The organism is Streptomyces sp. NPDC026522 (genome assembly GCF_055567555.1).
Genome location: NZ_JBVHQF010000003.1, coordinates 18545 through 43802 on the forward strand (window position 1 = coordinate 18545; position 25258 = coordinate 43802).

The following is a 25258-nucleotide window of genomic DNA, read 5'->3' on the forward strand; positions in this document are numbered from 1 at the left end:
ACGAGAACCGGCGGCGCGATCAGCGCCCCACATGCCGCGCATCCGGCTTGTTTTGCCGATGATCATCCCGCTGGCCCCTTCCGGCCGAAAAGATCAGGCCATACGGGGGCCCTGCCGCGTCCGGGTGTTGCGTACGGACGGTGACCGTGCACGGGCCGCCACGCCCGGCCGGGTACGGTCTTCGGCTCCGGGGCGGCGGAGTCCGGCGTCGCCCGGAAGCGCCCGCGCCGTCCCGACCGCCGCGCCGGGCCCGGCGCGGCAGGGGCGAAACGTGCCAGGATGCGTGTGCCATGACTGCATCCACCTTCCCCTCCCCCGACGTCGCCCACGCGCTGCACTCCCCCGTCATCGCCTGGTTCGACGAGCACGCCCGCGACCTGCCCTGGCGCCGCCCCGAGGCCGGCCCCTGGGGGGTCATGGTCAGCGAGTTCATGCTCCAGCAGACCCCGGTCAGCCGGGTCCTGCCGGTGTACGAGCAGTGGCTCGCCCGGTGGCCCCGCCCCGCCGACCTGGCCGCCGAGGCGCCCGGCGAGGCCGTACGGGCATGGGGCCGGCTCGGCTACCCGCGCCGGGCCCTGCGCCTGCACGGCGCGGCCGTCGCGATAACGGAACGGCACGGGGGCGACGTACCGCGGGACCACGCGCAGCTGCTCGCGCTGCCCGGGATCGGCGAGTACACGGCGGCCGCGGTGGCCTCCTTCGCGTACGGCCAGCGGCACCCGGTGCTGGACACCAACGTCCGGCGGGTCTTCGCCCGCACCACGACCGGCGTCGAGTACCCGCCGAACGCCACGACCGCCGCCGAACGGCGCCTGGCCCGGGCCCTGCTGCCCGAGGAGGAGGCGACCGCGGCGCGCTGGGCGGCGGCCTCGATGGAGCTCGGCGCGCTGGTGTGCACGGCCAAGTCCCCGGACTGCGCCCGCTGTCCGGTGGCCGCGCAGTGCGCGTGGCGGCTCGCCGGGAAGCCGCCGCACGACGGGCCGCCGCGGCGGGGGCAGACGTACGCCGGTACCGACCGGCAGGTGCGCGGCAGGCTCCTCGCGGTGCTCCGGGAGGCGGTGGGACCGGTTCCGCAGTCCGTGCTCGACACGGTCTGGGACGAACCGGTGCAGCGGGCCCGGGCGCTGGACGGGCTGGTCTCCGACGGGCTGGTGGAGCCGCTCGCGCAGGGCATGTACCGGCTGCCGCGGAGCTGAGGACCGGGCCCGGCCGGCCCGGCCGCGGAGCCGACCTAAGTTGACTCCGAGGCTCCGCTTCGGCCGGGGAAACCGCAGCTCACGGGCGCTGTTACACAATCTACGGGTGTCCGTGCGCCCACCGAGGGCTGACCCGCACAGTGCCGTGACAACGCCTCCGTACCTTCGGGTCCGTAAGCGGCGGATGCACGGTGGGACGGAACGGAGGCGGTCTGAGATGGCGCACGGCGAGGTACTCGAATTCGAGGAGTACGTACGCACCCGGCAGGACGCGCTGCTGCGCAGCGCCCGGCGCCTCGTCCCGGACCCCACGGACGCCCAGGACCTCCTGCAGACCGCGCTCGTGCGCACGTACGGCCGCTGGGACGGCATCGCCGACAAGGCGCTGGCTGACGCCTACCTGCGCCGCGTCATGATCAACACGCGTACCGAATGGTGGCGCGCCCGCAAGCTCGACGAGGTCCCCACCGAGCAGCTCCCGGACGCCTCCGTCGAGGACGGCTCCGACCAGCGCGCCGACCGCGCCCTGCTGATGGACATCCTCAAGGTGCTCGCCCCCAAGCAGCGCAGCGTCGTGGTGCTGCGACACTGGGAGCAGATGAGCACCGAGGAGACGGCAGCGGCGCTCGGCATGTCGACGGGAACCGTGAAGAGCACCCTGCACCGCGCACTGGCCCGCCTCCGGCAGGAGCTGGAGAGCCGGGACCTCGACATGCGCGCGCTGGAGCGCGGCGACCACGCGGCACGGTACGAGGGGCGGGAGCGGTGCGCGGCCTGAACGGCCAGGGCAAGGACGCCGGCGGCAGGAAGCCGCTGGTGCTGATGTCGGCGGGGACGGTCGTCCTCGTCGGCACCGGGCTGCTCGCGGTCGGCTGCGCGACCGGCGGCACGGGGCTGCGCGACGGCGGCCCGGCCCGCACCGAGACCGTGGCCCGGACCGGGACGCCGGCCGGTTCGGCCGCGTCCCCGCAGGGCGAGTCCTCCGCCGCGGCCCCGGGCCGGCCGGCCGCGAAGGTCGACCCGGTAGCACTGCTGAAGGCGGACCCCAAGGTCAGCGCCGAGGTCAAGCGCGACCTCAAGCCCTGCACGGGCAAGGAGTACCCCGTCGACGTCAGCTACGGGAAGGTGACCGGCAGCCCGGTCGTCGACATCGTGGTCAACGTGCTGTCCTGCGCCGACGCGCTGGGGCGCGGGTCGTACGTGTACCGCGCCGAGGGCGCGAAGTACGAGAACGTGTTCGCGGATGAACAGCCGCCCGTCTACGCGGAGATCGACCGCGGCGACCTGGTGGTCACCAAGCCGGTGTACGGCAAGAGCGACGCGCTCTCCTACCCGTCCGGCGAGGACGTGATCACCTACCGGTGGACCGGGGACAAGTTCGCCGAGCAGGACCGGGTCCACACGGACTACAGCAACGTGGACGGCGACGGCCAGCCCGCCCCGGCCGTGTCACCCAAGAACTGAAGCGAGGCTCCGCATGGCCGAGACCCATGTGCTGTTCGTGGAGGACGACGACGTCATCCGCGAGGCCACGACCCTGGCGCTGGAACGCGACGGCTTCGTGGTCACGGCCATGCCCGACGGCCTGGCCGGCCTGGAGTCCTTCCGGGCGAACCGCCCCGACATCGCCCTGCTCGACGTGATGGTGCCCGGCATGGACGGCGTGAGCCTGTGCCGCCGCATCCGCGACGAGTCCACCGTGCCGGTGATCATGCTTTCCGCGCGCGCCGACTCCATCGACGTCGTCCTGGGCCTGGAGGCGGGGGCCGACGACTACGTCACCAAGCCGTTCGACGGCTCGGTACTCGTCGCCCGGATCCGCGCCGTGCTGCGCCGCTTCGGCCACGCGAACGGGGTGAACGGCGGCGGTCCGGCGGCCGGCGAGGGGGACTCCGGCGAGCGGGGGGTACTGGCCTTCGGCGACCTGGAGGTCGACACCGAGGGCATGGAGGTGCGCAAGGCGGGCGCCCCCGTGGCACTGACCCCGACCGAGATGCGGCTGCTGCTGGAGTTCTCCTCCGCGCCCGGCACCGTACTCTCGCGCGACCGGCTGCTGGAGCGGGTGTGGGACTACGACTGGGGCGGCGACACCCGCGTCGTGGACGTCCACGTGCAGCGGCTGCGCACCAAGATCGGGCAGGACCGGATCGAGACGGTCCGCGGTTTCGGATACAAGCTCAAGGCATGAGACGGTCCACGCTGTGAAGCAGTTCACCCTGCGCACCGGGATCCGCTGGAAGATCGCCCTCGCCGTCGCCGCGGTGGGGGCGCTGATCGCCGTCGCGCTGAGCCTCGTGGTGCACAGCGCTGCCCGCGTGTCGATGCTGGAGAGCGCCCGCGAGGTGCAGCTCGACCGGGTGCAGTTCATCTCCCGCAACGCCGAGGCGGGGCGCAAGCCCCCCATGGGCGCCAAGCTCAACGACCCCGACCTGCCGACGGAACTGCGCGAGAAGGCCCGCAGCGGGCGGCGCGGGACGTACGTCCAGGAGAACCCGAAGGGGCTCCCGGAGGTGTGGGCCGCCGTACCGCTCGGCAACGGGCAGGTGGTGTCGCTGCACACCCAGTTCCGCGAGAGCGCCAACATGGTGCGCGACCTGGACCGGGCGCTGGTCGTCGGCTCGCTGTCCGTGGTGCTCGCCGGCTCGGCGCTCGGCGTGCTCATCGGCGGGCAGATCTCGCGCCGGCTGCGCAAGGCCGCGGCCGCCGCGCAGCGGGTGGCGCACGGCGATCCCGACGTCCGGGTACGGGACGCGGTGGGCGGCGTCGTACGGGACGAGACGGACGACCTCGCGCGGGCGGTGGACGCCATGGCGGACACCCTCCAGCAGCGGGTGGAGGCCGAGCGGCGGGTGACCGCCGACATCGCGCACGAGTTGCGCACCCCGGTGACGGGTCTGCTCACGGCGGCGGAACTGCTGCCCCCGGGCCGGCCGACCGAGCTCGTGCGGGACCGGGCGCAGGCGATGCGGGCGCTGGTCGAGGACGTGCTGGAGGTGGCCCGGCTGGACAGCGCCTCGGAGCGGGCCGAACTCCAGGACGTGGCGCTGGGCGAGTTCGTGACCCGGCGGGTGCGGTCGCTGATGCCGGAGGCGTCCGTACGGGTCGTCGCGGACGAGATCGTCAGCACCGATCCGCGCCGCCTGGAGCGGATCCTGGGGAACCTGCTGGCCAACGCCGGGCGGTACGGACAGCCGCCGGTGCAGGTCGACATCGAGGGCCGGGTGGTACGCGTACGGGACCACGGGCCGGGCTTCCCCGAGGCGCTGCTGCGCGAGGGGCCGAGCCGTTTCCGTACGGGGTCCACGGACCGGGCCGGGGTCGGGCACGGGCTGGGGCTGACCATCGCGGAGGGTCAGGCGCGGGTCCTGGGCGCCCGGCTGACGTTCCGCAACGTGGCGGCCCGGGGCGGCGCGGCGGCCGAGGGCGCGGCCGCCGGGGCGGTGGCGGTGCTGTGGCTGCCGGAGCACGCACCGACGGCGACGGGCAGTTTCCCGATCCTCCAGCCGCCGGGGCAGCCGGGCCCCCGGGGTACTTGATCGCGATCGGTTCCCGATCGCAATATGCGGGCGTTCGCTCCGAGCGGCTCATGTCTTAGCATCCGTGGAATGACCGACGGTACGAATCCCCCCAGCAGCCAGCAGCCCGAGCAGCCCGCCCCGGGGAGCGGCGGCTACGGGTTCCCGCCGGGAACTCCCGCCTCCGGCGGCTACGGCTACCCGCCCGGCGCTCCCGGCGACCACCAGGCGCCGGGCGGCTTCGGTCCCCCGCAGCAGCCGGACGGCTACGGGTACCCGCAGCAACAGCCCCAGCCGGGCCCCTACCAGCAGGCCCCGTACCAGCAGGCGCAGCCTCCGCAGCAGTTCCAGCAGCCCCTCGCGATACCGGCACAGAGCGCGCAGCCCGACTGGGACGCGCTCGCGGACCGCTCGGCGGCGGCGCGGCGCAAGAAGCGGCTCTGGCTGATCGTCGGCGGGGTGACGGTGGTGGCGCTGCTCGTCGGCGGCGGAACCTTCCTGCTGCTGGGCAAGGGCAAGGACGGCGGACCGGACGAAGGCGCCGACGGCAAGCCCACGGCGTCCGCCTCCGCCTCCCAGAACGGGACGCCCACCGACCTCACGCCGACCCTGCCGGGCGACCAGACGACCATCCGGGACCAGATCGGCAAGTCCAACCTCAAGATGGGGCCCGACGCCGGAGTCTTCCCCATCGACAAGCGCTACGAGGTCCGCCTCAAGGGCAACCCCAACTCGTTCGCCGAGTCCCAGCAGCGCGTCGTCGACACCTCCAAGAGCTTCACCGTCTCGTCCCGCGTCTGGAACCGGACCGCCACGGGGCGCCAGATCGCCATCAGCCAGGGCAGCGAGAAGTCGTTCTCCTTCGAGCTGGGCCTGGACGAGGTGAACGGAAAGCCGGCCTGGATCTTCCGGGTGCAGACCGGCGCCCAGGGCGCCGAGACCACCACCACGGCCGTCGCCGGCGTGAGCTCGAAGATGGACAAGACCTGGTCGGAGCTTACGGCGACCTACGACGTCCCCGCCAAGAAGATCACCCTGTACGTGAACGGCAAGAAGGCGGACGAGGCATCGGTGCCCTCCGGCATCTTCCAGGCCCCCGGCCCGCTCCAGCTCGGCCGCTCCCGCCACCAGGACAACTGGACGGCCCCCTGGAACGGCGCCCTGGACAGCCTGCGGATCTACGCCGATGTGCTGCCCCAGGACCGCATCGACGCCCTCAAGGCGGGCAAGCTGGACCCGATGGCCCGCCGGACGGCTGCCTGGCTGCTGTACTGAGCCCCCGGACCGGGGTGGGGTCCGCGGCTGCTGCCGCCGCCCCCGCCCCGAGCGGAACGGGACTCAGACGGTGATGCCGACCGTGCGCAGGAAGGCGACGGGGTTGATGGCCGAGCCGTAGTTCGGGGTCGTGCGGATCTCGAAGTGCAGGTGCGGGCCCGTCGAGTTGCCGGTGTTGCCGGAGAGGCCGATCTGGGCGCCCATGGCGACCTTCTGGCCGATCTTGACCTGGATCCGCGAGAGGTGAGCGTACTGGGAGTACGTGTTGTTCGCGTGCCGGATCACGATGGCGTTGCCGTACGCCGGGCCGTCGCCGCCGCCGTTGGGGCCGGCCTTGACGACCACGCCCGCGCTCGCCGCGTGCACCGGGGTGCCGATCGGGCAGGCGAAGTCCTGGCCGGAGTGCTTGTGCGCCCACAGGCCGCCGGCCTGGGCGAAGGTCGCGGAGAGCGTGTAGCGGGCGACCGGCTTGCTCCAGGTGACCGCCGGCTTCGCGGCGGTCGCGGCCGCCTTGGCCTGGGCCTGCGCCTGGGCGGCCACGAGCCCGGCGGTACCGGTGAGGGTGCTCTGTGCCTCGTCGGCGAAGGCGGCGGTCGTCCCCGCCCCGAGAGCCAGTGCCGCACCGAGACCGGTGGCGACGAGGGCGAGACGGGTACGACGGGTGCTGGCGCGCTTCGCGGACATGCGGGGACCTCCGGGGCCGGGAACAGGGCAACAAACCGCCCGGCGCGCTCGGCGACTGCCGAGGGGTACCGGGCTGGGCTCGCCCACTTTGGTAACCCGGCCCCCCGCGCTGCCCCAAACCGCCCTTTTACTACCCAACCTCGTAGATATGGACGGTCCACCCGAACCTGTTGACGGCCCCCTACCAGGGGGAAGTGGGGGGCAAAACGGACACTCGATCTACGAAAGGTGATAGGAGGTCCGATTTGCCCTGTGCGGCTTGTCACCGCCGGGAGGACGAGTACGGCCGGCTTCCCGGGGCAGCGCGCCCGCGCCCCGCGCACGCGAAAGGGCGGCCCCGGGACCTTTCGGTCCCGGGGCCGCCCTTCGTACCGCTACGTGCGGCTGGGGCTAGGCGCCCTTGGAGAGGTCCGGGCCGGAGCCCGTCGCCTCGATCGGAGGCATGTCCGGCAGAGCCGTCTTCTCCTCGCCGCGGAAGGTGAACTTGGCGTCGTCGCCCTCACCCTCCACACCCACGACCACGATGTGACCGGGGCGCAGCTCGCCGAAGAGGATCTTCTCCGACAGCATGTCCTCGATCTCGCGCTGGATGGTCCGGCGCAGCGGGCGCGCACCCATGATCGGGTCGTAACCGCGCTTCGCCAGGAGCTGCTTCGCCTCACCGCTGAGCTCGATGCCCATGTCGCGGTCCTTGAGGCGCTCGTCCACCTTGGCGATCATCAGGTCGACGATCTGGATGATGTCTTCCTGCGTGAGCTGGTGGAAGACGACCGTGTCGTCGACACGGTTCAGGAACTCGGGCCGGAAGTGCTGCTTGAGCTCTTCGTTGACCTTCGCCTTCATCCGGTCGTATCCGGTCTTGGTGTCGCCCTGGGCCGCGAAGCCCAGGTTGAAGCCCTTCGAGATGTCCCGCGTACCCAGGTTGGTCGTCATGATGATGACCGTGTTCTTGAAGTCCACGACCCGGCCCTGGGAGTCGGTCAGGCGACCGTCCTCCAGGATCTGCAGAAGGGAATTGAAGATATCCGGGTGCGCCTTCTCGACCTCGTCGAAGAGGACGACGGAGAACGGCTTCCGGCGGACCTTCTCGGTCAGCTGGCCGCCCTCTTCGTAGCCCACGTAGCCGGGGGGCGAACCGAAGAGACGGGAAACCGTGTGCTTCTCGCTGAACTCCGACATGTCGAGGGAGATCAGCGCGTCCTCGTCGCCGAAGAGGAATTCGGCGAGCGTCTTGGAGAGCTCGGTCTTACCGACACCGGAGGGGCCGGCGAAGATGAACGAGCCACCGGGACGCTTCGGGTCCTTGAGACCCGCACGAGTACGGCGGATCGCCTGCGAGAGGGCCTTGATGGCGTCCTTCTGGCCGATGACGCGACGGTGGAGCTCGTCCTCCATGCGCAGGAGCCGCGAGGACTCCTCCTCGGTCAGCTTGAACACGGGAATGCCGGTCGCGGTCGCGAGGACTTCGGCGATGAGCTCGCCGTCGACCTCGGCGACGACGTCCATGTCGCCGGCCTTCCATTCCTTCTCGCGCTTGGCCTTCCCCGCCAGCAGCTGCTTCTCCGAATCACGGAGGGAGGCCGCCTTCTCGAAGTCCTGGGAGTCGATGGCCGACTCCTTGTCGCGACGGACGTTCGCGATCTTCTCGTCGAACTCGCGGAGGTCCGGCGGTGCGGTCATCCGGCGGATGCGCATCCGGGAGCCGGCCTCGTCGATCAGGTCGATCGCCTTGTCCGGCAGGAAGCGGTCCGAGATGTAGCGGTCCGCCAGGGTGGCCGCCTGCACGAGGGCCTCGTCCGTGATGGAGACGCGGTGGTGGGCCTCGTAGCGGTCGCGCAGGCCCTTGAGGATCTCGATCGTGTGGGGGAGGGAAGGCTCCGCCACCTGGATCGGCTGGAAACGGCGCTCCAGCGCCGCGTCCTTCTCAAGGTGCTTGCGGTACTCGTCCAGGGTCGTGGCACCGATGGTCTGGAGCTCACCACGGGCCAGCATGGGCTTGAGGATGCTGGCGGCATCGATCGCGCCCTCGGCGGCACCCGCACCCACGAGGGTGTGGAGCTCGTCGATGAACAGGATGATGTCGCCGCGGGTGCGGATCTCCTTCAGCACCTTCTTGAGGCGCTCCTCGAAGTCACCGCGGTAGCGGGAACCGGCGACCAGGGCGCCCAGGTCGAGGGTGTAGAGGTGCTTGTCCTTGAGGGTCTCGGGCACCTCGCCCTTGACGATGGCCTGGGCCAGGCCCTCCACGACGGCGGTCTTGCCGACGCCGGGCTCGCCGATGAGGACCGGGTTGTTCTTGGTCCGGCGGGACAGCACCTGCATGACCCGCTCGATCTCCTTCTCGCGCCCGATGACCGGGTCGAGCTTGGATTCGCGGGCAGCCTGGGTGAGGTTGCGGCCGAACTGGTCGAGGACGAGCGAGGTCGAGGGGGTGCCCTCGGCCGGGCCGCCTGCCGTGGCCGACTCCTTGCCGCCTCCGGAGTACCCGGAGAGCAGCTGGATGACCTGCTGCCGGACCCTGTTCAGATCGGCGCCCAGCTTCACGAGGACCTGGGCGGCGACGCCCTCGCCCTCGCGGATCAGGCCGAGCAGGATGTGCTCGGTGCCGATGTAGTTGTGGCCGAGCTGGAGGGCCTCTCGGAGCGAAAGCTCCAGGACCTTCTTCGCCCGCGGGGTGAAGGGGATGTGGCCGGACGGGGCCTGCTGCCCCTGACCGATGATCTCCTCAACCTGCTGGCGAACAGCCTCGAGCGAAATCCCGAGGCTCTCCAGGGCCTTAGCGGCGACACCCTCACCCTCGTGGATCAAGCCCAGGAGGATGTGCTCGGTGCCGATGTAGTTGTGGTTGAGCATCCGGGCTTCTTCCTGAGCCAGGACGACAACCCGCCGCGCGCGGTCGGTGAACCTCTCGAACATCGTTTATCGCTCCTCAGAGCGGTCGGGCAGTTCGGGGTCGGTCCCCGCCCTGTCCTTCCGCATGCTAGTCCCGCGGGGCGGGACAGCTCATTCCAACTGCCGACATCCGTCCGCGGCTCACCCCCACGTTCTGTGGGAAAACCGGCCGTAAGAGCCGACACCTGCTCCAACCCGATGGTGCGAGACGATGTTCCCGCAGGCCAGGCAGATACCCGTCACACGTGTACGCCGATGGCGAACGGAAGCCTCTCGAAGGCCGTTCACCTCAGCGTGTCGCCCCTATCCACTAGGAATGTCTTACCCCCGAGGAGGAACAGTCCATGCCGGCGGACCGGGTTCCCTCCGCTACGGGCGAACAGACTTCCGTCTTCGATTGTGGGACGGAGCGCGCCGGATGTTTACGTTCCGCATTCTTCCGTACACGGTGCGTAACCCGGAGCCGATTCCGGAGTTGCTCGGGACATGGCACTCACCGCCGCCCAGAACGCCCCAGGTCTCACCGTCGTCCCGCCGCCCCGCTGCGCGCCGGACGCGGACTCCTACGCGGCCTGGTACGCCCGGGTACCCGGCTGGACCCTGGCGGGCACCGCGCCCGCGAGGCTCGCCACCGGGACCGGGTTCGACGTACTGGAACTGCCGGCCGACGCGGGGACACAGGTGCTGCGCCGCCGGGTCGCCACCGGGCCGGTGGCCGTCGCGGGCCGCCGGATGCGGTTCCTGGTGGCGCCGGGGAGCGCGGAGGAGCTGGACGGGCTCCTCGACTGGCTGGAATGGGGCGGGGTGGAGCTGGGCCTCACCGCCCTCGGCGCGGGTGGCCTGATCACCGCCCCGGCGCCTCCCGGGCAGGCCGCGGCGGGCGGCCCGCAGGGGGCCGCCGTATGGCTGCGACCCCCCGAGCAGGGGTGCGAGGCATCACTGCCCGCCCTGCCCGGTCCGGGCCAGGGCGCCGGGCCCGATCTCGTACGCCTGGTCGCCGCGGCGGCGACGGAGTGCCACCGGGCGCGCCTGCGGCGGCGTACGGCCCTGGCGGGACGGGCCGGCGCCGTGGGTCAGCCCCGGTTCTCGTAGGCCTCGCGGATCTCGGCGGGGACGCGGCCGCGGTCGTTGACCGTGAGGCCCTTGGCCTTCGCCCAGGCGCGGATCTCCGCGGTGTCCGGGTTGCCGGACCCCGCGGCGGTACGGCCCTTGGCGCGGCCCGCGGCGGCACGGCCACCGGTGCGGCGGCCGCTCTTGGTGTAAGGGTCGAGCAGGCCGCGGAGCTTTTCAGCGTTGGCGGCGGTGAGGTCGATCTCGTAGGTCTTGCCGTCCAGAGCGAACGTCACGGTCTCGTCCGCCTCGCCACCGTCGAGGTCGTCGACAAGAAGGACCTGAACCTTCTGTGCCACCGGATTTCCTTTCATCGAAAATGCAGTACGCGGAAAGGAAACCGCTTTTGCCGGGAAAACACAAACCCCCGGGGGAAGGTTCAGGACCGCCACCGAGCGGGAAACGTGCGCGATTCGGACATAGGCCACAGGCGGGCGGAGCCCGTAAAAGCGGCTCTGATCGAGCGGCCACCGATCAGAGGTGCAGAAGCATCCGACTGTTGCCCAAGGTGTTCGGCTTCACTCGTTCGAGACCGAGGAACTCGGCTACGCCCTCGTCATAGGAACGCAGGAGCTCCATGTAGACATCGGTCTCGACCGGAGTCTCGCCGATCTCGACGAAGCCGTGCTTCGCGAAGAAGTCCACTTCGAAGGTGAGGCAGAAAACCCGGCTCACACCGAGCCGGCGCGCGGTCTCCAACAACTTGTCCAGCACCCGGTGCCCCACGCCGGCCCCCTTCAACGTGCGGTCGACCGCGAGAGTGCGTACTTCGGCGAGGTCTTCCCACATGACGTGCAGAGCGCCGCAGCCGACGACCTGGCCGTCGCCGTCGCGTTCCGCGACCCAGAACTCCTGGATGTCCTCGTAAAGGACCACGGGGGCTTTGTCGAGCAGGATCCGCTGCTGCACGTACTGGTCGAGCAGGCGGCGCAGCGCGGGGACATCGCCCGTGCGCGCGCGGCGGATGGTCACTGTTTTAGCGTCTTCGGCGGAAAACTCTCCCATGCGGCGACGCTATCGCCCCGGCTCGGGCGGCCGCTCGCCGGTGTCCCCCCGGGCTTCGGCGACTTCCGCGGGCGGCGCTTCGGTTCCGACGACTTCCGCGGGCGCCTCGTCGTCGTGGCCGACGATCCGTACGGCGTCCCGGAGGGCTTCCCGCTGTTCCTGGGACATCATGCCGAAGAACGCCACGAGGGCGGCCGCCGGGTTGTCACTGGTCGACCACGCCTCGTTCATCAGCGCGGCCGAGTAGGCGGCGCGGGTGGAGACCGCCGTATAGCGATAGGCGCGGCCTTCGGCTTCCCGCCGGACCCAGCCCTTCTGGTGGAGATTGTCCATAACGGTCATGACCGTGGTGTAGGCGATGGACCGTTCCTGCTGGAGGTCTTCCAGGACTTCACGAACGGTGACCGGGCGGTTCCACTGCCACACCCGTGTCATCACGGCGTCTTCGAGTTCTCCCAGGGGCCGAGGCACAACAGCACGATAGTGCGGCTTGTGGGGAATTGCCCGACTATTCGGAGGGCAACGCGCGACAAATGTGGGGCCCCGACGAAGTCGGGGCCCCACAACGAGTTGTCCGGGTCAGTTCCCGGTCTGCCGGGCGGCCTCGGCGCGGGCGAGAACGGCATCGACCGCCGCGTCTTCCTTTGCCTTGTTGGCGCCGCCCTGGCTCTTCACGATCGTCCTGACGAGGAAGATGAAGAACACGGCCATCACGAAGGGGGGCACGAGCGCGGAAACGTAGTCCATGCCCACCAGCGTAGCTAGCCGACGGCGCGGTCCTCCGTCGGGGGCGGGGTGGGCTTGCGGCGCGGCGGGAACACCTCGCCCGGGGTGGGGACGGGCCGCTGCGGGTGCGGGGCCGGCTTCCCGCCCGGCTGCGCGGGCTTCTCGGCGGGCTTCTCGGCGGGCTTCTCCGCGGGCCGCTCGGCCGGTTTGGGGCCGGGGCGGGGTTCGGGGCGCCGCTCCTCCTCGCGGCCGCCGGCCAGGGCCAGCAGCCGCGTCCTGGGCGCCGGGGTGGTGGAGAGCCGACGGCGCACGGAGCGCTCCGCCACCGTCTGGGCCCGCTCCAGCACCGCGGCGGCGACCGGGTTGGCGCGCAGCGCCCGTAGCGCGGCGAGGTCGTCGGGGACGGGCTCGTAGCCGGCGGCCAGGGCGTCCTGGAGCAGCTCCAGGTAGCCGGGCAGGCTCCCCGGCAGGGCGGCTCTGTAGCGGGCCAGGTCGGCGAGGAGGAACGCTCTGAGCCGCCCCGCCTCCTGCACCGCGTCGTCCACCGACGCCGCGAGGCGCAGGCAGTCCTGGACCTCGCCGGCCGTCAGGGGGGCCGTGGAGGACTGGAGGGCGTGGGCGAGCGAACGCCTGAGCAGGTGCAGCTCAGCAGCGCTGAACGCCATGCCGCCGCGGGAACCGTAGGGCGTGGGCATGGGGCGAAGATACGCGCTAATCGGACAAAATCCCCGATATGGCCCGTTCCCGGCGCGCCGGGGGCCCGCCGCCGCTCACGGCGCCGCTTTGACCGCTTCCAGGAAGGCGGCCCACGCCGCGTGGGTGGTGGCCAGGACCAGGTGGGCCGGGTCCGCGCGGTCCGCGACGCGGACCAGGACGCCCGGGGCGGAGGCGACGTAGACACAGGCGTCTTCGCCTTCGCCGCAGTAGGACGACTTCTGCCAGGTGAGCCGAGCGGTCGCGGTCATGGTGGTTCTCCTCCGCCGGGGAAGGGTTCGGGTGTTTCCCGGAAGGGACCGTATCCCCGACAGGCGCGCGTTCCGGCCATTTCCGGGGAAATTCCTCGGGAGGCTGCGCGATCGGGGCCTCGCGCACGCCGGGGCGGGCCGTTTTCCGGGGGCGGGCGCCGGTTCCGGCTGATCACGGATCCAGGGCCGGTCCCCCGCAGACCGACACCGCGCCCGGTTCCGCCTGCTCGCCGAGTCGACGCCGGTCCCACGCGGGCCGGCACGGGCCCGTGTGGCGGCGCGGGCGGGCCCGGGGACCACCGGGGCACCTCCGGCGTCGGGGCGTCGCTGGTGATCCCCCACGGCGCCCCGGGCAAGGACGGCCCGGCCGGGCTCCCGGCGGCCACTGATCCGCAGCGGGCCGGCCCGCTCAGGCCCCCGGGGGGCGGACGGACTCCCCCGGGGGGCATGAGTGGCGGGACCCGACCGCGGCCGCCCGACGTCGAGGTGTCGCTGGTGACCGCCAACGGCACCGGAACAGGGACGGCCCGGCCCGGCTCCCGGCGGCCGAGGACCCGCAGCGGGCCGGCCCGCACAGGCCACCGGGGGCGGCGGGCTCCGGACGGGCCGCGATGGGTGCTGCGGAACCCGGCCGCGCGTACGGGCACAGGCGTCCGGCACGACGCCGACCGGTGACCCGGGGCGCGGCCGCGGTCCCGGGCGCGTCAGGCGAAGTTGGGCGCGTTGCGCTCGTAGACCAGCCGCAGCCCGATCAGCGTCAGCCACGGCTCGTGGTCGTCGATCGCCGTGGACTCACCGAGCACCATCGGGGCCAGCCCGCCCGTCGCGATCACACGCACGTCGTCCGGCTCGCCGTGCGGCCCGGCCAGCTCCTTGGCCATGCGTGCGACGACCCCGTCCACCTGGCCGGCGAAGCCGTACACCACGCCCGACTGCATCGCCTCGACCGTGGACTTGCCGATCACGTTGCGCGGCCGGGCCAGCTCGATCTTGCGCAGCTGGGCGCCCCGGACGCCCAGCGCCTCCATCGAGATCTCGATGCCCGGGGCGATCACCCCGCCCACGTACTCGCCCTTGGCCGAGACCGCGTCGAAGGTGGTCGCCGTACCGAAGTCGACCACGATGGCCGGCCCGCCGTAGAGCTCGACGGCCGCGACCGCGTTGATGATGCGGTCCGCCCCGACCTCCTTCGGGTTGTCCATCAGGATCGGCACCCCGGTCTTGATTCCGGGCTCCACCAGCACCGCCGGGACGTCCCCGTAGTACCGGCGGGTGACCTCGCGGAGCTCGTGCAGCACCGAGGGCACCGTCGAGCAGATCGCGATGCCGTGGATGCCGTCGCCCAGCTCGGTGCCGAGCATCGGGTGCGTACCCATCAGGCCCTGCATCAGGACGGCCATCTCGTCGGCCGTACGGCGCGGGTCGGTCGAGATGCGCCAGTGCTCGACGATCTCGTCACCGTCGAACAGGCCCAGAACCGTATGGGTGTTGCCCACGTCGATGGTGAGGAGCACCGGTTACACCGCCTCGCGCAGATCGAGGCCGATGTCGAGGATCGGCGAGGAGTGGGTGAGCGCGCCCACCGCCAGGTAGTCCACGCCGGTCAGGGCGTAGTCGCGGGCGGTGTCCAGGGTGAGCCGGCCCGAGGACTCCAGGGTGGCGCGGCCCGCGACGAGGGCCACGGCCTCGGCCGTCTGCGCCACCGTGAAGTTGTCCAGCAGGATCAGGTCGGCGCCCGCCTCCAGGACCTCGCCGATCTGCTCCAGGGTGTCCACCTCGACCTCGATCGGAACCTCCGGGAAGGCCTCGCGCACGGCGGTGAACGCCTGCGCGACGCCGCCCGCGGCGACGACGTGGTTGTCCTTGACCAGCGCCGCGTCCGAGAGGGACATGCGGTGGTTGACGCCGCCGCCGCAGCGGACCGCGTACTTCTCCAGCGCGCGCAGCCCGGGCGTGGTCTTGCGGGTGTCGCGGACCTTGGCCGTCGTGCCCTCCAGGACGTCGGCCCAGCGGCGGGTGGCGGTCGCGATGCCGGACATCCGGCACAGGATGTTCAGCGCGCTGCGCTCGGCGGTCAGCAGGTCGCGGGTGCGGGAGCGGACGGAGAGCAGCACCTGGCCGGCCTTGACGGTGTCGCCGTCCTCCGCGTGCCGCTCCACCTCGAACGCCTCGGTGCACACCATCGAGAACACGGCCTCGGCGACGCGCAGGCCGGACACGACGCCGTCCTCGCGGGCGACGAAGTCCGCGACGGCCTCGGCCTCTTCGGGCACGGTGGCGACGGTGGTGACGTCGACCCCGCCGTCCAGGTCCTCGGACAGCGCCATGTGCGCGATGTCCTCGACCTCGATCGGGTCCAGTCCGGCGTCGGTCAGCAGCTGGGCCAGCGCCGGGTCCAGGCCCGACTCCTCGCCGTCACCGCAGGCACAGTCGTCGCCGCAGCCGCCCTCCGCCCGGTCGAGGAGGGGAAGTTCGTCGTGCTGGTGGTCGTGCTCGTGCGTGCTCACGCTGACTGCTCCATGCTGTCGGAGATGAGGGGGTGCCGTACGGACGGGAAGTCCGCGGAGTCGGTGGGGGTGACGACCAGGGCCCGCTGCTCGGTCGCGGAGAGCCGTACGACGAGGTGGCGCCGCCAGTTCGCGTCGTCCCGGTCGGGGTGGTCCTCGCGCCAGTGGCAGCCGCGGGTCTCCTCGCGCCGCCGCGCGGCGGCGACCAGGACCCGGGCCACGCACAGCAGGTTGGTGGCCTCCCAGGTGTCGACGCCGGGTTCGGCGGTCTTGCCGTGCGCCTCCAGGTCGTACAGGGCGGCCGCGTACAGGTCTTCGAGCGCGGCGGCGGCCCCGGCGAGGGACTCGGCGGAGCGCAGGACGCCCGCGCCGTCCGTCATGATCCGCTGGACCTCGTAGCGCGCCCCGGCGGGCTGCAGCGGGCCGGTGGAGGGGACGGGGACGACCGGGGCGCCCACGGCCGGCGGATGGGCGACGATGTCCTCGGCGATGCGCTCGGCGAAGACCAGGCCCTCCAGCAGGGAGTTGGAGGCGAGCCGGTTCGCGCCGTGCACGCCGGTGCAGGCGACCTCGCCGCAGGCGTACAGGCCGGGCACGGTGGTCCGGCCGTGCAGGTCGGTACGGACGCCGCCGGAGGCGTAGTGGGCGGCGGGCGCGACCGGGATGGGCTCGGTCACCGGGTCGATGCCGTGGGCGCGGCACGCGGCGAGGATGGTGGGGAAGCGCTGCTCCCACATCTGGGCGCCGAAGTGCCGGGCGTCCAGGTACATGTGGCCGGTGCCCTGTTCCTGCATGCGGCGCATGATGCCCTTGGCGACGATGTCGCGCGGTGCGAGCTCGGCGAGTTCGTGCTGGCCCACCATGAACCGCACCCCGTCGGCGTCCACGAGGTGGGCGCCCTCGCCGCGGACCGCTTCCGACACCAGCGGCTGCTGGCCCTCGGCGTCCGGTCCCAGGAACAGCACGGTCGGGTGGAACTGCACGAACTCCAGGTCGGAGACCTCGGCGCCGGCGCGCAGGGCGAGGGCCACGCCGTCGCCGGTGGAGACGGCCGGGTTGGTGGTGGCGGAGAAGACCTGGCCCATGCCGCCGGTGGCGAGGATCACGGCCGGGGCGTGGACGGCGCCGACGCCGTCGTGCTGGCCCTCGCCCATGACGTGCAGGGTGACGCCGGCGGTACGGCCTTCGGCGTCCTGGAGCAGGTCCAGTACGAGCGCGTTCTCGACGGTGCGGATACCGGCCGCCTGGACGGCCTCGACCAGGGCCCGGGAGATCTCGGCGCCCGTCGCGTCGCCGCCCGCGTGGGCGATCCGGCGGCGGTGGTGGCCGCCCTCGCGGGTCAGCTCGATCTCGCCCGTCTCGGCGGAGGTGTCGAAGACGGCGCCGGACGCCATGAGGCGGCGTACGGCGCCGGGGCCCTCGGTGACGAGCAGCCGGACGGCGGCCTCGTCGCACAGCCCCGCACCGGCCACCAGGGTGTCGTCCAGGTGCTGCTCGGGGGTGTCGCCCTCGCCGAGGGCGGCCGCGATGCCGCCCTGGGCCCAGCGGGTGGAGCCGTCGTCGAGCCGGGCCTTGGTGACCACGACCGTACGGCGGCCCGCGGCGGCGCAGCGCAGCGCCACCGTCAGGCCCGCCACGCCGGACCCGACGACCACGACGTCGGCGTCGACGGCCCAGCCGGGGGCGGGGGCGTGCAGCCGTATGCCGGTGCCGGCGGTGCCTGTGCCTGGGGTGCTCACGTGTGTGCTCCGAACTCCAATGGGATGTTGTCGATCAGCCGGGTCGAGCCCACCTTCGCGGCGACGGCCAGCACGGCCTGGCCGGTGAAGCCGGGGCCGACCTCGGTGAAGTCCTGCGGGTCCACCAGCGCCAGGTAGTCCAGCGCCAGCGGCGGGTCCTGGCGGGCCGCCTCGTCCAGGACGTGCAGGGCGGCCGCCCGTACGGCATCGGGCAGGCCGGCCCCGGCGGCGGAGACCGCCGCCGAGACGGCGTGCGCGTCGGCGGAGGCGCGGATCTCGCCGAGCCGGGCCAGGGCGGTGGCCCGCTGGTCGCTGGCCGGGGAGGCCACGGCGCGGGCGCGCAGCGCGGCCTGGGCGGCGAGCCGGTCGCGGCCCGCGAACAGGGCGCGGGACAGGGCCAGGGCGGTCCGGCGCTCGGCGGCGGAGAGGTAGCGGTTGCGGGAGGACAGGGCGAGGCCGTCCTCCTCGCGGACGGTGGGCACGCCCACGACGTCCACGGCGAAGTTGAGGTCGGTGACCATGCGGCGGATCAGGGCCAGCTGCTGCGCGTCCTTCTGGCCGAAGAGGGCCAGGTCGGGGCGGGTGAGGTGGAGCAGCTTGGCGACGACGGTGAGCATGCCGTCGAAGTGGCCCGGGCGGGTGGCCCCTTCGAGGCGCCCGCCCATGGGACCGGCGCTGATCCGTACCTGCGGGTCGCCGCCGGGGTACACCTCGTCGACGGCCGGGGCGAACACGGCGTCGGCGCCCGCCGCCGCGGCGACCGCGAGGTCTGCGTCGAGGGTGCGGGGGTAGCGGTCGAGGTCCTCGTTGGCCCCGAACTGGAGGGGGTTGACGAAGACGGTGACCACGACCTGGCCGGTCGGGCCGGCCAGGTCCCGGGCGGTGCGGACCAAGGTGGCGTGGCCGTCGTGCAGGGCGCCCATGGTCATGACGACGGCGCGGCGGCCGGTGCGCGGGAGCCGGTGCAGCGCGTCGGCGGTGTTCAGCAGCAGCGGGTGCTCGGTCATCGGCCGTCGCCCTCGGGGTCGGTGTCGGGGTCGGGGCCGGGGCCGGTCCCCGGGTCGGTACGGGGGCCGGCCGCCGGGGCGGTGGTCGCGGTGCCCGCGAGGGCGCCGAGCAGGTCCTCGGCGAGCTCCGGCTTGAGCAGGCCGTGCGCGAGGGCGCGGTCCGCGGTGGTCCGGGCCATCGCCAGGTAGCCGGGGACGGCGGCGGGCGCGTGCTCGCGCAGCTCGGCGATGTGCGCGGCGACCGTACCGGCGTCACCACGGGCCACCGGGCCGGTCAGGGCGGAGTCGCCGGAGCGCAGGGCGTTGTCGAGGGCCGCGCCGAGGAGCGGGCCGAGCATCCGGTCGGGGTGCTCGACGCCGGCCTTGCCCAGCAGCTCCATGGCCTGGGCGACCAGGGTGACCAGGTGGTTCGCGCCCAGGGCGAGGGCGGCGTGGTAGAGCGGACGGCTCTCTTCCGCGATCCACTCCGGTTCCCCGCCCATCTCGATGACCAGGGCCTCGGCGGCGAGCCGCAGCTCGTCGGGGGCGGTCACGCCGAAGGAGCAGCCGGCCAGGCGCTGCACGTCGACCTCGGTGCCGGTGAAGGTCATCGCGGGATGCAGGGCCAGCGGGAGGGCGCCCGCCCGGCGGGCGGGGTCCAGCACGGCGGTCCCGTAGCGCCCGGAGGTGTGGACGAGGAGCTGGCCGGGGCGGATCGCGCCCGTCTCGGCGAGGCCCTCGACGAGGGCGGGCAGGGCGTCGTCCGGGACGGTGAGGAGCACCAGGTCGGCGTGCTCGAGCACCTGCGCGGCCGGCACGAGCGGCACGTCGGGCAGCATCCGGTCGGCCCGGCGGCGGGAGGCGTCGGAGACGCCGGAGACGGCGACGGGGCGGTGCCCGGCCTGCTGGAGGGCGCGGGCCAGCGCGGGGCCGACCCGGCCGGCGCCGACGACGCCCACGGCGAGCCTGGCGGGGCGGTCGGACGGATCCCGGGGCTCCGTCTGATGGGGTGCGTTCACGCGGGGAATGCCTTCCGTTCCAGTCCGCGGGGGGTACCGGACGATACGCCGCCATGCTAGCCCCTGGGCGTGTCGGCCGGTCCGCGGTGACCCGGGCGATGATCGGGGCATGACGGATGACGAAGACCGGACGAAGCGGCTGGTGGCGGCATGGCGGGGGGCCGACCGGGTGCTGTCGCGGAGCCTGCTGGAGCCGACGGTGGGCGAGCTGCTGGCGGCCCTGCCGGGGCTGGCCGGGGCGGACCCGGACGAGGGCGCCGACGTGTACGGCGACGGGGTGGTGGCGCGGCTGGAGCGGCGGATCGCGGAGCTGCTGGGCATGGCGGACGCGGCGTTCTTCCCGAGCGGGACGATGGCGCAGCAGGTCGCGCTGCGGTGCTGGGCGGGGCGGACCGGGAACCCGGTGGTGGCGCTGCACCCGATGAGCCACCCCGAGCTGTGGGAGGGCGGCGCGCTGTCGGTGGTGTCGGGGCTGCGGACGGTGCACCCGACGCGGGAGGCGCGGCAGCCGACGGCGCGGGAGGTCGCGGAGCTGGCGGAGCCGTTCGGCACGCTGATGCTGGAGCTGCCGCTGCGGGAGGCGGGGTTCCTGCTGCCGACGTGGGAAGAGCTGGTCGCGCTGGTGGAGGCGGGGCGGGAGCGGGACGCGGTCGTGCACTTCGACGGGGCGCGGCTGTGGGAGTCCACGGTGCACTTCGGACGGCCGCTCACGGAGATCGCGGGGCTGGCGGACTCGGTGTACGTGTCCCTGTACAAGTCGCTCGGCGGGCTGAGCGGGGCGGCGCTGGCCGGTCCGGCCGCGCTGGTCGAGGAGGCGCGGGTGTGGCGGCACCGGTACGGGGGCCAGGTCTTCCGGCAGTTCCCGCAGGCGCTGTCGGGGCTGGCCGGGCTGGAGCGGGTGCTGCCGGAGCTGCCGTCGTACGTGGCGCAGGCGCGGGTGGTGGCGGCGGCGCTGCGGGAGGGCTTCGCTGAGGCGGGGGTGCCGTGGTTCCGGGTGCACCCGGAGGTGCCGCACACGCACCAGTTCCAGGTGTGGCTGCCGTACGGGGCCGACCGGCTCACGGAGGCGGGCCTGCGGCAGGCGGAGGAGACGGGCCGCGTCCTGTTCCGCCGCTGGGCCCCCGGCGGGCCGCCGGACGTGTCCCTGACGGAACTGGAGATCACCGCCCCGGCCCTGTCCTGGACCCCGGCGGACGTCCGCGAGGCGGTCGCGGACTTCACCACCCGCCTCTAGCCTCCGGCGCGGCTGTCCGGGACCGTCCCGTCCGGCGGTGAGCACCGCGTCCGGGTGCGCCGCCGCCGCGGGGGCCGGCCAAATTGAGCCCCGCCGGCGTTTGAGGCGCAGGCCCGGGCAGCACCCACCACAGTCCCGCCGGGCATTCCCAGCCCGGTGGGGGCACCTCCCAGCGCTAGCTGGGGGAGATCGAGGCGCAGGTCCGGGCAGCGCCCGGGGAACGGGGGAAGGGCGGGGAGGGGACAGCTCCGCGCAGCGGACAGGTGCGGCGCCGCTGCCGGGGGCCCAGCCCCCGACCCCCGCGCCTCAAACGCCGGCGAGGCTGAAAACGCGCAGCCGTGAGGACTCCCAGAGGCGTCCCCACGAGGCTGAATTTGCCCGGCCGGGGCACGCGTCTTCCAGCGCCGCCGGCGCTTGAGGCGGGGCCGGGTCGCCCGGACGGGCCCGGGCGGGGGGCGGGGGGCCGGGCGGGTCGGAGAATGGGGCGATGAGCGTCACCATCGACATCGCCGGGCTCCCCGCGGAGCGGATCCGCTTCGCGCCCTCCCCCCTCGCGGAACTCTGCATGGCCCTGCACGCGCTCTCCCAGCCCGCCCACCACCCCCGCCTCGCGTCCTGGGCCGCCGCCACCGCCGCCGCGCTCGACCCCTGCCTCGCCGACCGGCTGCTCGAAGCCGACTTCCTGTGGCGCAGTTCCTTCTCCGACATCTTCATGCCCTTCGCCGGGACCCCCGGCGGCACCGGCCTGCCCGCCGCGACCCTGGCCGAGGAGCTCGACGTGCTCGACGGCCTCGACGACGAGCGCTTCGTGACGGCCGCCCTCGAACACTGCTGGCTCGCGCTCTACAACGAGGGCGGCGCGCCCTCCCCGCTCAAGGATCCGGCCTCCCGCGCGCGGGTCCTGGAGGCCGCCGCCGCCCGCGGGCCGGCGCAGTTGCGGTTCTCGCGGCGGCTGCTGGACGACACCGCCGCCGTCCGGGTCTGGCTGCGCCGCCTCCTGGAGGACTGCGACGCGGCGTTCTTCGCCGAGACCTGGCGGCGGACCGGCCCCCAGCAGGCCGCCGACGCCCGGCACAAGACCGAGGTGCTGCGCCGCAAGGGCCTGCCCGCCGCCCTCCGGGAGGTCTCGGCGGCGCTCGGCGTAGACGAGGCCGGGACCACGATCACCGCCGACAAGATGGTCGACGGCTCCACCACCGCCACCGACCCCCGCATCGGCCCGGGTCTGGTCTTCATCCCCACCAACTTCGGCTGGCCGCACCTGCTCGTGCTGCACGCCCCCGGCTGGCGCCCGGTGGTCCACTACCCCCTCGGCTCCCCCGAACCGGCCGCCGCCCCCGGCTCGGTGGAGCTGCTCCGGCTCCGCATGGACGCCCTCGCGCACCCGATGCGGATGCAGTTGTGCCGCAGCCTCGCCAGGGCCCCGTACACGACCGGCGAGCTGGCCACCGTATGCGGCATATCCGCCCCCGAGGTGTCCCGGCACCTCGCCGCGCTGAAGAAGGCCGGACTCCTGCACACCCGTCGCCAAGGGCGGTACGTGCAGCACCAGTTGGACCTGTCCGTGGTGGCCCGCATCGGCTCCGACTTCATCGAGGGGATCCTGCGGTGACCCGCCCCCGGACACACCGGTATCCGGATTTCACGAACCGGAAACAGTGAAAGGCATGGCGGGAGCGGCTCCCCGCTGCTTACCGTGCGTCCACCGCCCAGCCTGCCCGCCGTGAAAGGACGTTCATGCCCTCACGCCGTATAGCCGCAGCCACCGCCGCCCTGGCCGCACTGGCCCTGGCCTCCCCGTTGCTGCTCGCCGGCCCCGCCGGTGCCAGCAGCCCGCAGAGCGACGCCGCCCGGGGCGACGCGCTGGCGAAGAAGCTGGTCAAGGAGGCGACCGGCAAGGGCGCCGAGACCCACCTGAAGGTCCTGCAGTCGATCGCCGACTACAACAACGGCACCCGGGTGGCCGGTTCCAAGGGCCACGTGCAGTCCGCCCAGTACGTGGAAGCCGTGATGAAGGCGGCCGGGTACAAGGTCACGAGGAACGCCTTCGACTTCGTGTACGTCGAGACCGTCGCCGAGACCCTCAAGGTGAACGGCGCCTCCCCGCGCGAGGTCCCGGTGAAGCTGATGACGTACACCGCGAGCGGCCCGGCCGACGGCGTCACCGCGCGGCTCGCGGTCGTCCCCGTCGACGCGGACGGTACGAACGGCTGCGAGCCGGGCGACTTCGCGGCCGGCGCCTTCACCGGGCGCATCGCGCTCGTCAAGCGCGGCGGCTGCACCTTCGCCGCCAAGCAGGCCAACGCCGCGGCGGCCGGCGCGGTCGGCGCGATCATCTACAACAACACCGAGGGAGCCCTGAACGGCACCCTCGGCAGCGCCGACGCGGGCAAGGTCCCCACCGGCGGCGTCACCCAGGCCGAGGGCGAGAAGCTCGCCGCCGAGGCCGCGGCCGGACCGGTCGAGGTCACCCTGGACATCCGCGAGCTGCGCGAGAACCGCACCACGTACAACGTCGTCGCCGAGACCAGCGGCGGCGACGAGGACAACACCGTCTTCCTCGGCGCGCACCTCGACTCGGTCGCGGCCGGTCCCGGCATCAACGACAACGGCTCCGGCTCGGCCGGCATCCTCCAGGTCGCGCAGCGCCTCGCGAGCAGCCAGAAGCACATCAAGAACAAGGTCAAGTTCGCCTGGTGGTCGGCGGAGGAGTTCGGCCTGCTCGGCTCCGAGGCGTACGTGGGCGGCCTGACGGACGCGCAGAAGAAGCAGATCCGGCTCTACCTGAACTTCGACATGATCGCCTCGCCGAACGCCGCCTACTTCGTCTACGACGGCGACGACTCGGACAAGGTCGGCTCCGGCCCCGGGCCCGCGGGCTCCGCCCAGCTGGAGAAGGGCATCACCGACTTCCTGGACGAGCGGAGGATCCCGCACGAGGGCTCGGACTTCACCGGCCGCTCGGATTACGGCCCCTTCATCGAGGCCGGGATCCCGTCCGGGGGCACCGACACCGGCGCCGAGGGCATCAAGACCGCGGCGCAGGCGGCCAAGTTCGGCGGCCAGGCCGGGGTGGCCTACGACGTGAACTACCACGGCAAGGGCGACACCCTCGCCAACATCGACCACAAGGCGCTCGACCTCAACGTCGACGTCATCGCGAACGCGGTCGGCCACTACGCCTACGACCTGGCCCCGCTCGCCCGGCCGGTCGCCCCCGCCCCCGCGGGCGGCGGCGCGGGCGGCAGCGGCGGCGGCCTGCGCGAGGGCCACGACCACAACGTGACGCAGTAGTGCGGCGCTCCGGCCGGGCGGCGCCGCACGGCGTCAGCGTCAGCCCGGCCGGAGCCCCAGGCCGTCCAGCGGGCCCGGGCCGTCCGGGCCCTTCCCGCAGTCGATGCCGACCGGCTGCACCAGCCAGCCGAAGTCGCCGAGGCCGCCGCGCGCGGTGAGTTCGGCCGCCTCCCCCGCCGCGGCGAGGGCGCGCACGTACGCCGCCGGGTCGCTCGACGCCAGCGCGAGCGGCGGGCGGGTGCCCGAGACGCCGAGGGCGGCCAGCGCCTCCCGTTGCGCGAGCAGCACGGCGCCCGGTCCCGCGCAGGCGTCCAGGGCTACGTGCGCGGTGATGTCGCAGCTGCCGTCCGGGACCGGCCGGACCTCACGGCCGCCGCGGAATCCGGTCAGGGTGCCGTACGGGGGCCGGGCCCCGCGGGTGTGCGCGTAGTCCACCGCCACCGCCAGGCCCCGGTCCAGGGTCGCGACGGCCGCCGCCCAGGCCTCGTCGCGCGGGCGGCCGATCTCCGCCCGGCCCGGGCCCGGCCACCACCGCTCCAGCCAGCCGCGGTCCCGGCCCTCCAGCGGGCCGCCGGGCTGCTCCGTACCGTCGGGCGCGACCAGGACGTACCGCCCGTCCTCGGCGATCTCCAGCGGTACGTTGTCCAGCCATTCGTTGGCGAACAGCAGCCCGGTCGTCCCCCGGGGCGGCGCCGCGACCCAGCGGACGCGGGGGTCCAGCCCGGCGGGCCGGGCCGCGCGCTCCACGGCGTACGGACGCACCCGCGCCGCCGTCTCCGCCGGCAGGGCGGCGAGCACCGCGGTCAGCAGTTCCCCGCGGCCGGCCCCCATGTCGACCAGGTCCAGCCCCGCGGGCCGGCCGAGGGCCTCGTCCACCGCGCGGAGCAGCCGGGCCACGGCCCCCGCGTAGAGCGGCGAGGCGTGCACGGAGGTACGGAAGTGCCCGGCGGGGCCGGGGCCGCGGGGGTCCACGTAGAAGCCGCCCGGTCCGTACAGCGCCGCCTCCATGGCCGTCCGCCACCGGACCGGCCCGATCCCTTCACCCTGAGCGCTCATCCCCCACAGGCTAAGGTCACCCTCCACCTTGGGGAGTACGCCCCCTTCGTACGGA

Annotated in this window: 24 protein-coding genes; 10 read left to right on the forward strand and 14 right to left on the reverse strand. The window is 73.3% G+C overall.

Annotated elements, in window-relative coordinates; genetic code table 11:
• Nucleotides 1-290: 290 nt before the first annotated feature.
• The 6 genes from ACZ4M3_RS08445 (at nt 291) to ACZ4M3_RS08470 (ending at nt 5986) form a co-directional block, all read left to right on the forward strand.
• Nucleotides 291-1196, forward strand: a complete 906-nt coding sequence (locus ACZ4M3_RS08445) for an HhH-GPD family protein (RefSeq protein ID WP_467730856.1) — start codon at nt 291-293, stop codon at nt 1194-1196.
• 217 nt (nt 1197-1413) lie between these two features.
• Nucleotides 1414-1974, forward strand: a complete 561-nt coding sequence (locus ACZ4M3_RS08450; RefSeq protein WP_467730857.1) for a SigE family RNA polymerase sigma factor — start codon at nt 1414-1416, stop codon at nt 1972-1974.
• A gap of 44 nt (nt 1975-2018) precedes the next feature.
• On the forward strand, nt 2019-2660 hold the full coding sequence (locus ACZ4M3_RS08455; protein WP_467731328.1) for a hypothetical protein: 642 nt from the start codon (nt 2019-2021) through the stop codon (nt 2658-2660).
• 13 nt (nt 2661-2673) lie between these two features.
• On the forward strand, nt 2674-3384 hold the full coding sequence (gene cseB / locus ACZ4M3_RS08460; RefSeq protein WP_467730858.1) for a two-component system response regulator CseB: 711 nt from the start codon (nt 2674-2676) through the stop codon (nt 3382-3384).
• Between the two features lie 13 nt (nt 3385-3397).
• Nucleotides 3398-4732 (forward strand): two-component system sensor histidine kinase CseC, encoded by a 1335-nt coding sequence (cseC, locus tag ACZ4M3_RS08465; RefSeq protein ID WP_467730859.1) that lies wholly within the window; start codon nt 3398-3400, stop codon nt 4730-4732.
• Nucleotides 4733-4801: 69 nt separating this feature from the next.
• Nucleotides 4802-5986 (forward strand): LamG-like jellyroll fold domain-containing protein, encoded by a 1185-nt coding sequence (locus ACZ4M3_RS08470; RefSeq protein WP_467730860.1) that lies wholly within the window; start codon nt 4802-4804, stop codon nt 5984-5986.
• A 63-nt stretch (nt 5987-6049) separates the two neighbouring features.
• On the opposite strand, the gene ACZ4M3_RS08475 is transcribed toward ACZ4M3_RS08470, so the two are convergent.
• Together ACZ4M3_RS08475 and ACZ4M3_RS08480 are read right to left on the reverse strand one after the other, a co-directional pair.
• Nucleotides 6050-6670, reverse strand: a complete 621-nt coding sequence (locus ACZ4M3_RS08475) for a M23 family metallopeptidase (protein WP_467730861.1) — start codon at nt 6668-6670, stop codon at nt 6050-6052.
• 390 nt (nt 6671-7060) lie between these two features.
• Entirely contained in the window at nt 7061-9586 is a 2526-nt protein-coding gene (locus ACZ4M3_RS08480) for an ATP-dependent Clp protease ATP-binding subunit (protein WP_453355881.1), read from the reverse strand.
• A gap of 462 nt (nt 9587-10048) precedes the next feature.
• On the opposite strand from ACZ4M3_RS08480, the gene ACZ4M3_RS08485 reads away from it, so the two are divergent.
• On the forward strand, nt 10049-10654 hold the full coding sequence (locus ACZ4M3_RS08485; RefSeq protein ID WP_467730862.1) for an SCO3374 family protein: 606 nt from the start codon (nt 10049-10051) through the stop codon (nt 10652-10654).
• On the opposite strand, the gene ACZ4M3_RS08490 is transcribed toward ACZ4M3_RS08485, so the two are convergent.
• The 11 genes from ACZ4M3_RS08490 to ACZ4M3_RS08540 all read right to left on the reverse strand — a co-directional run bounded on the left by ACZ4M3_RS08490 (nt 10636) and on the right by ACZ4M3_RS08540 (nt 19619).
• Nucleotides 10636-10971 (reverse strand): histone-like nucleoid-structuring protein Lsr2, encoded by a 336-nt coding sequence (locus ACZ4M3_RS08490; RefSeq protein WP_467730863.1) that lies wholly within the window; start codon nt 10969-10971, stop codon nt 10636-10638. The two genes, ACZ4M3_RS08485 and ACZ4M3_RS08490, sit on opposite strands and share 19 nt — an antisense overlap.
• 175 nt (nt 10972-11146) lie before the next feature.
• Complete coding sequence (locus ACZ4M3_RS08495) at nt 11147-11677, reverse strand: amino-acid N-acetyltransferase (RefSeq protein WP_467730864.1); 531 nt, start codon at nt 11675-11677, stop codon at nt 11147-11149.
• 9 nt (nt 11678-11686) lie between these two features.
• Nucleotides 11687-12148, reverse strand: coding sequence for a BlaI/MecI/CopY family transcriptional regulator (locus tag ACZ4M3_RS08500; RefSeq protein ID WP_467730865.1), 462 nt, complete (start codon nt 12146-12148; stop codon nt 11687-11689).
• A 108-nt stretch (nt 12149-12256) separates the two neighbouring features.
• Nucleotides 12257-12424, reverse strand: coding sequence for a hypothetical protein (locus ACZ4M3_RS08505; RefSeq protein WP_453408385.1), 168 nt, complete (start codon nt 12422-12424; stop codon nt 12257-12259).
• Between the two features lie 14 nt (nt 12425-12438).
• Nucleotides 12439-13068 carry a hypothetical protein gene (locus ACZ4M3_RS08510; protein ID WP_467731329.1) on the reverse strand — a complete coding sequence of 210 codons (630 nt, stop codon included), beginning with the start codon at nt 13066-13068 and terminating at the stop codon, nt 12439-12441.
• A gap of 105 nt (nt 13069-13173) precedes the next feature.
• Nucleotides 13174-13368, reverse strand: coding sequence for a DUF397 domain-containing protein (locus ACZ4M3_RS08515; RefSeq protein ID WP_467730866.1), 195 nt, complete (start codon nt 13366-13368; stop codon nt 13174-13176).
• Between the two features lie 704 nt (nt 13369-14072).
• Nucleotides 14073-14882 (reverse strand): type III pantothenate kinase, encoded by an 810-nt coding sequence (locus ACZ4M3_RS08520; RefSeq protein WP_467730867.1) that lies wholly within the window; start codon nt 14880-14882, stop codon nt 14073-14075.
• A 3-nt stretch (nt 14883-14885) separates the two neighbouring features.
• Entirely contained in the window at nt 14886-15875 is a 990-nt protein-coding gene (gene nadC / locus ACZ4M3_RS08525) for a carboxylating nicotinate-nucleotide diphosphorylase (RefSeq protein ID WP_467730868.1), read from the reverse strand.
• Nucleotides 15872-17614: an L-aspartate oxidase gene (locus tag ACZ4M3_RS08530; protein ID WP_467730869.1), complete on the reverse strand. Its 1743-nt coding sequence runs from the start codon at nt 17612-17614 to the stop codon at nt 15872-15874. The genes nadC and ACZ4M3_RS08530 overlap by 4 nt, the downstream gene beginning before the upstream one ends.
• Nucleotides 17611-18621, reverse strand: coding sequence for a pantoate--beta-alanine ligase (gene panC / locus ACZ4M3_RS08535; RefSeq protein ID WP_467730870.1), 1011 nt, complete (start codon nt 18619-18621; stop codon nt 17611-17613). Before panC ends, ACZ4M3_RS08530 begins: the two co-directional genes overlap by 4 nt.
• Nucleotides 18618-19619 (reverse strand): Rossmann-like and DUF2520 domain-containing protein, encoded by a 1002-nt coding sequence (locus ACZ4M3_RS08540; RefSeq protein ID WP_467730871.1) that lies wholly within the window; start codon nt 19617-19619, stop codon nt 18618-18620. The genes panC and ACZ4M3_RS08540 overlap by 4 nt, the downstream gene beginning before the upstream one ends.
• A gap of 109 nt (nt 19620-19728) precedes the next feature.
• On the opposite strand from ACZ4M3_RS08540, the gene ACZ4M3_RS08545 reads away from it, so the two are divergent.
• The 3 genes from ACZ4M3_RS08545 (at nt 19729) to ACZ4M3_RS08555 (ending at nt 24147) form a co-directional block, all read left to right on the forward strand.
• The gene (locus ACZ4M3_RS08545) at nt 19729-20853 is read left to right on the forward strand and encodes a threonine aldolase family protein (protein ID WP_467730872.1); all 1125 of its coding nucleotides are present in this window, start codon (nt 19729-19731) and stop codon (nt 20851-20853) included.
• A 487-nt stretch (nt 20854-21340) separates the two neighbouring features.
• Nucleotides 21341-22465 carry a DUF5937 family protein gene (locus ACZ4M3_RS08550; protein WP_467730873.1) on the forward strand — a complete coding sequence of 375 codons (1125 nt, stop codon included), beginning with the start codon at nt 21341-21343 and terminating at the stop codon, nt 22463-22465.
• Between the two features lie 125 nt (nt 22466-22590).
• Nucleotides 22591-24147, forward strand: a complete 1557-nt coding sequence (locus tag ACZ4M3_RS08555; RefSeq protein WP_467730874.1) for a M28 family metallopeptidase — start codon at nt 22591-22593, stop codon at nt 24145-24147.
• A 39-nt stretch (nt 24148-24186) separates the two neighbouring features.
• Here ACZ4M3_RS08555 and ACZ4M3_RS08560 read toward each other — a convergent pair whose 3' ends face one another.
• Nucleotides 24187-25203, reverse strand: coding sequence for an SAM-dependent methyltransferase (locus ACZ4M3_RS08560; RefSeq protein WP_467730875.1), 1017 nt, complete (start codon nt 25201-25203; stop codon nt 24187-24189).
• Between the last annotated feature and the right edge of the window lie 55 nt (nt 25204-25258).

Coding starts and splice junctions, on each gene's coding strand:
- ACZ4M3_RS08470 (WP_467730860.1), top strand. CDS start 4,802: ATGACCGACGGTACGAATCCCCCCAGCAGCCAGCAGCCCGAGCAGCCC.
- ACZ4M3_RS08505 (WP_453408385.1), bottom strand. CDS start 12,424: ATGGACTACGTTTCCGCGCTCGTGCCCCCCTTCGTGATGGCCGTGTTC.
- ACZ4M3_RS08485 (WP_467730862.1), top strand. CDS start 10,049: ATGGCACTCACCGCCGCCCAGAACGCCCCAGGTCTCACCGTCGTCCCG.
- ACZ4M3_RS08480 (WP_453355881.1), bottom strand. CDS start 9,586: ATGTTCGAGAGGTTCACCGACCGCGCGCGGCGGGTTGTCGTCCTGGCT.
- ACZ4M3_RS08550 (WP_467730873.1), top strand. CDS start 21,341: ATGAGCGTCACCATCGACATCGCCGGGCTCCCCGCGGAGCGGATCCGC.
- ACZ4M3_RS08515 (WP_467730866.1), bottom strand. CDS start 13,368: ATGACCGCGACCGCTCGGCTCACCTGGCAGAAGTCGTCCTACTGCGGC.
- ACZ4M3_RS08555 (WP_467730874.1), top strand. CDS start 22,591: ATGCCCTCACGCCGTATAGCCGCAGCCACCGCCGCCCTGGCCGCACTG.
- ACZ4M3_RS08450 (WP_467730857.1), top strand. CDS start 1,414: ATGGCGCACGGCGAGGTACTCGAATTCGAGGAGTACGTACGCACCCGG.
- panC (WP_467730870.1), bottom strand. CDS start 18,621: ATGACCGAGCACCCGCTGCTGCTGAACACCGCCGACGCGCTGCACCGG.
- ACZ4M3_RS08560 (WP_467730875.1), bottom strand. CDS start 25,203: ATGAGCGCTCAGGGTGAAGGGATCGGGCCGGTCCGGTGGCGGACGGCC.
- ACZ4M3_RS08445 (WP_467730856.1), top strand. CDS start 291: ATGACTGCATCCACCTTCCCCTCCCCCGACGTCGCCCACGCGCTGCAC.
- cseB (WP_467730858.1), top strand. CDS start 2,674: ATGGCCGAGACCCATGTGCTGTTCGTGGAGGACGACGACGTCATCCGC.
- ACZ4M3_RS08545 (WP_467730872.1), top strand. CDS start 19,729: ATGACGGATGACGAAGACCGGACGAAGCGGCTGGTGGCGGCATGGCGG.
- ACZ4M3_RS08510 (WP_467731329.1), bottom strand. CDS start 13,068: ATGGCGTTCAGCGCTGCTGAGCTGCACCTGCTCAGGCGTTCGCTCGCC.
- ACZ4M3_RS08455 (WP_467731328.1), top strand. CDS start 2,019: ATGTCGGCGGGGACGGTCGTCCTCGTCGGCACCGGGCTGCTCGCGGTC.
- ACZ4M3_RS08495 (WP_467730864.1), bottom strand. CDS start 11,677: ATGGGAGAGTTTTCCGCCGAAGACGCTAAAACAGTGACCATCCGCCGC.
- ACZ4M3_RS08475 (WP_467730861.1), bottom strand. CDS start 6,670: ATGTCCGCGAAGCGCGCCAGCACCCGTCGTACCCGTCTCGCCCTCGTC.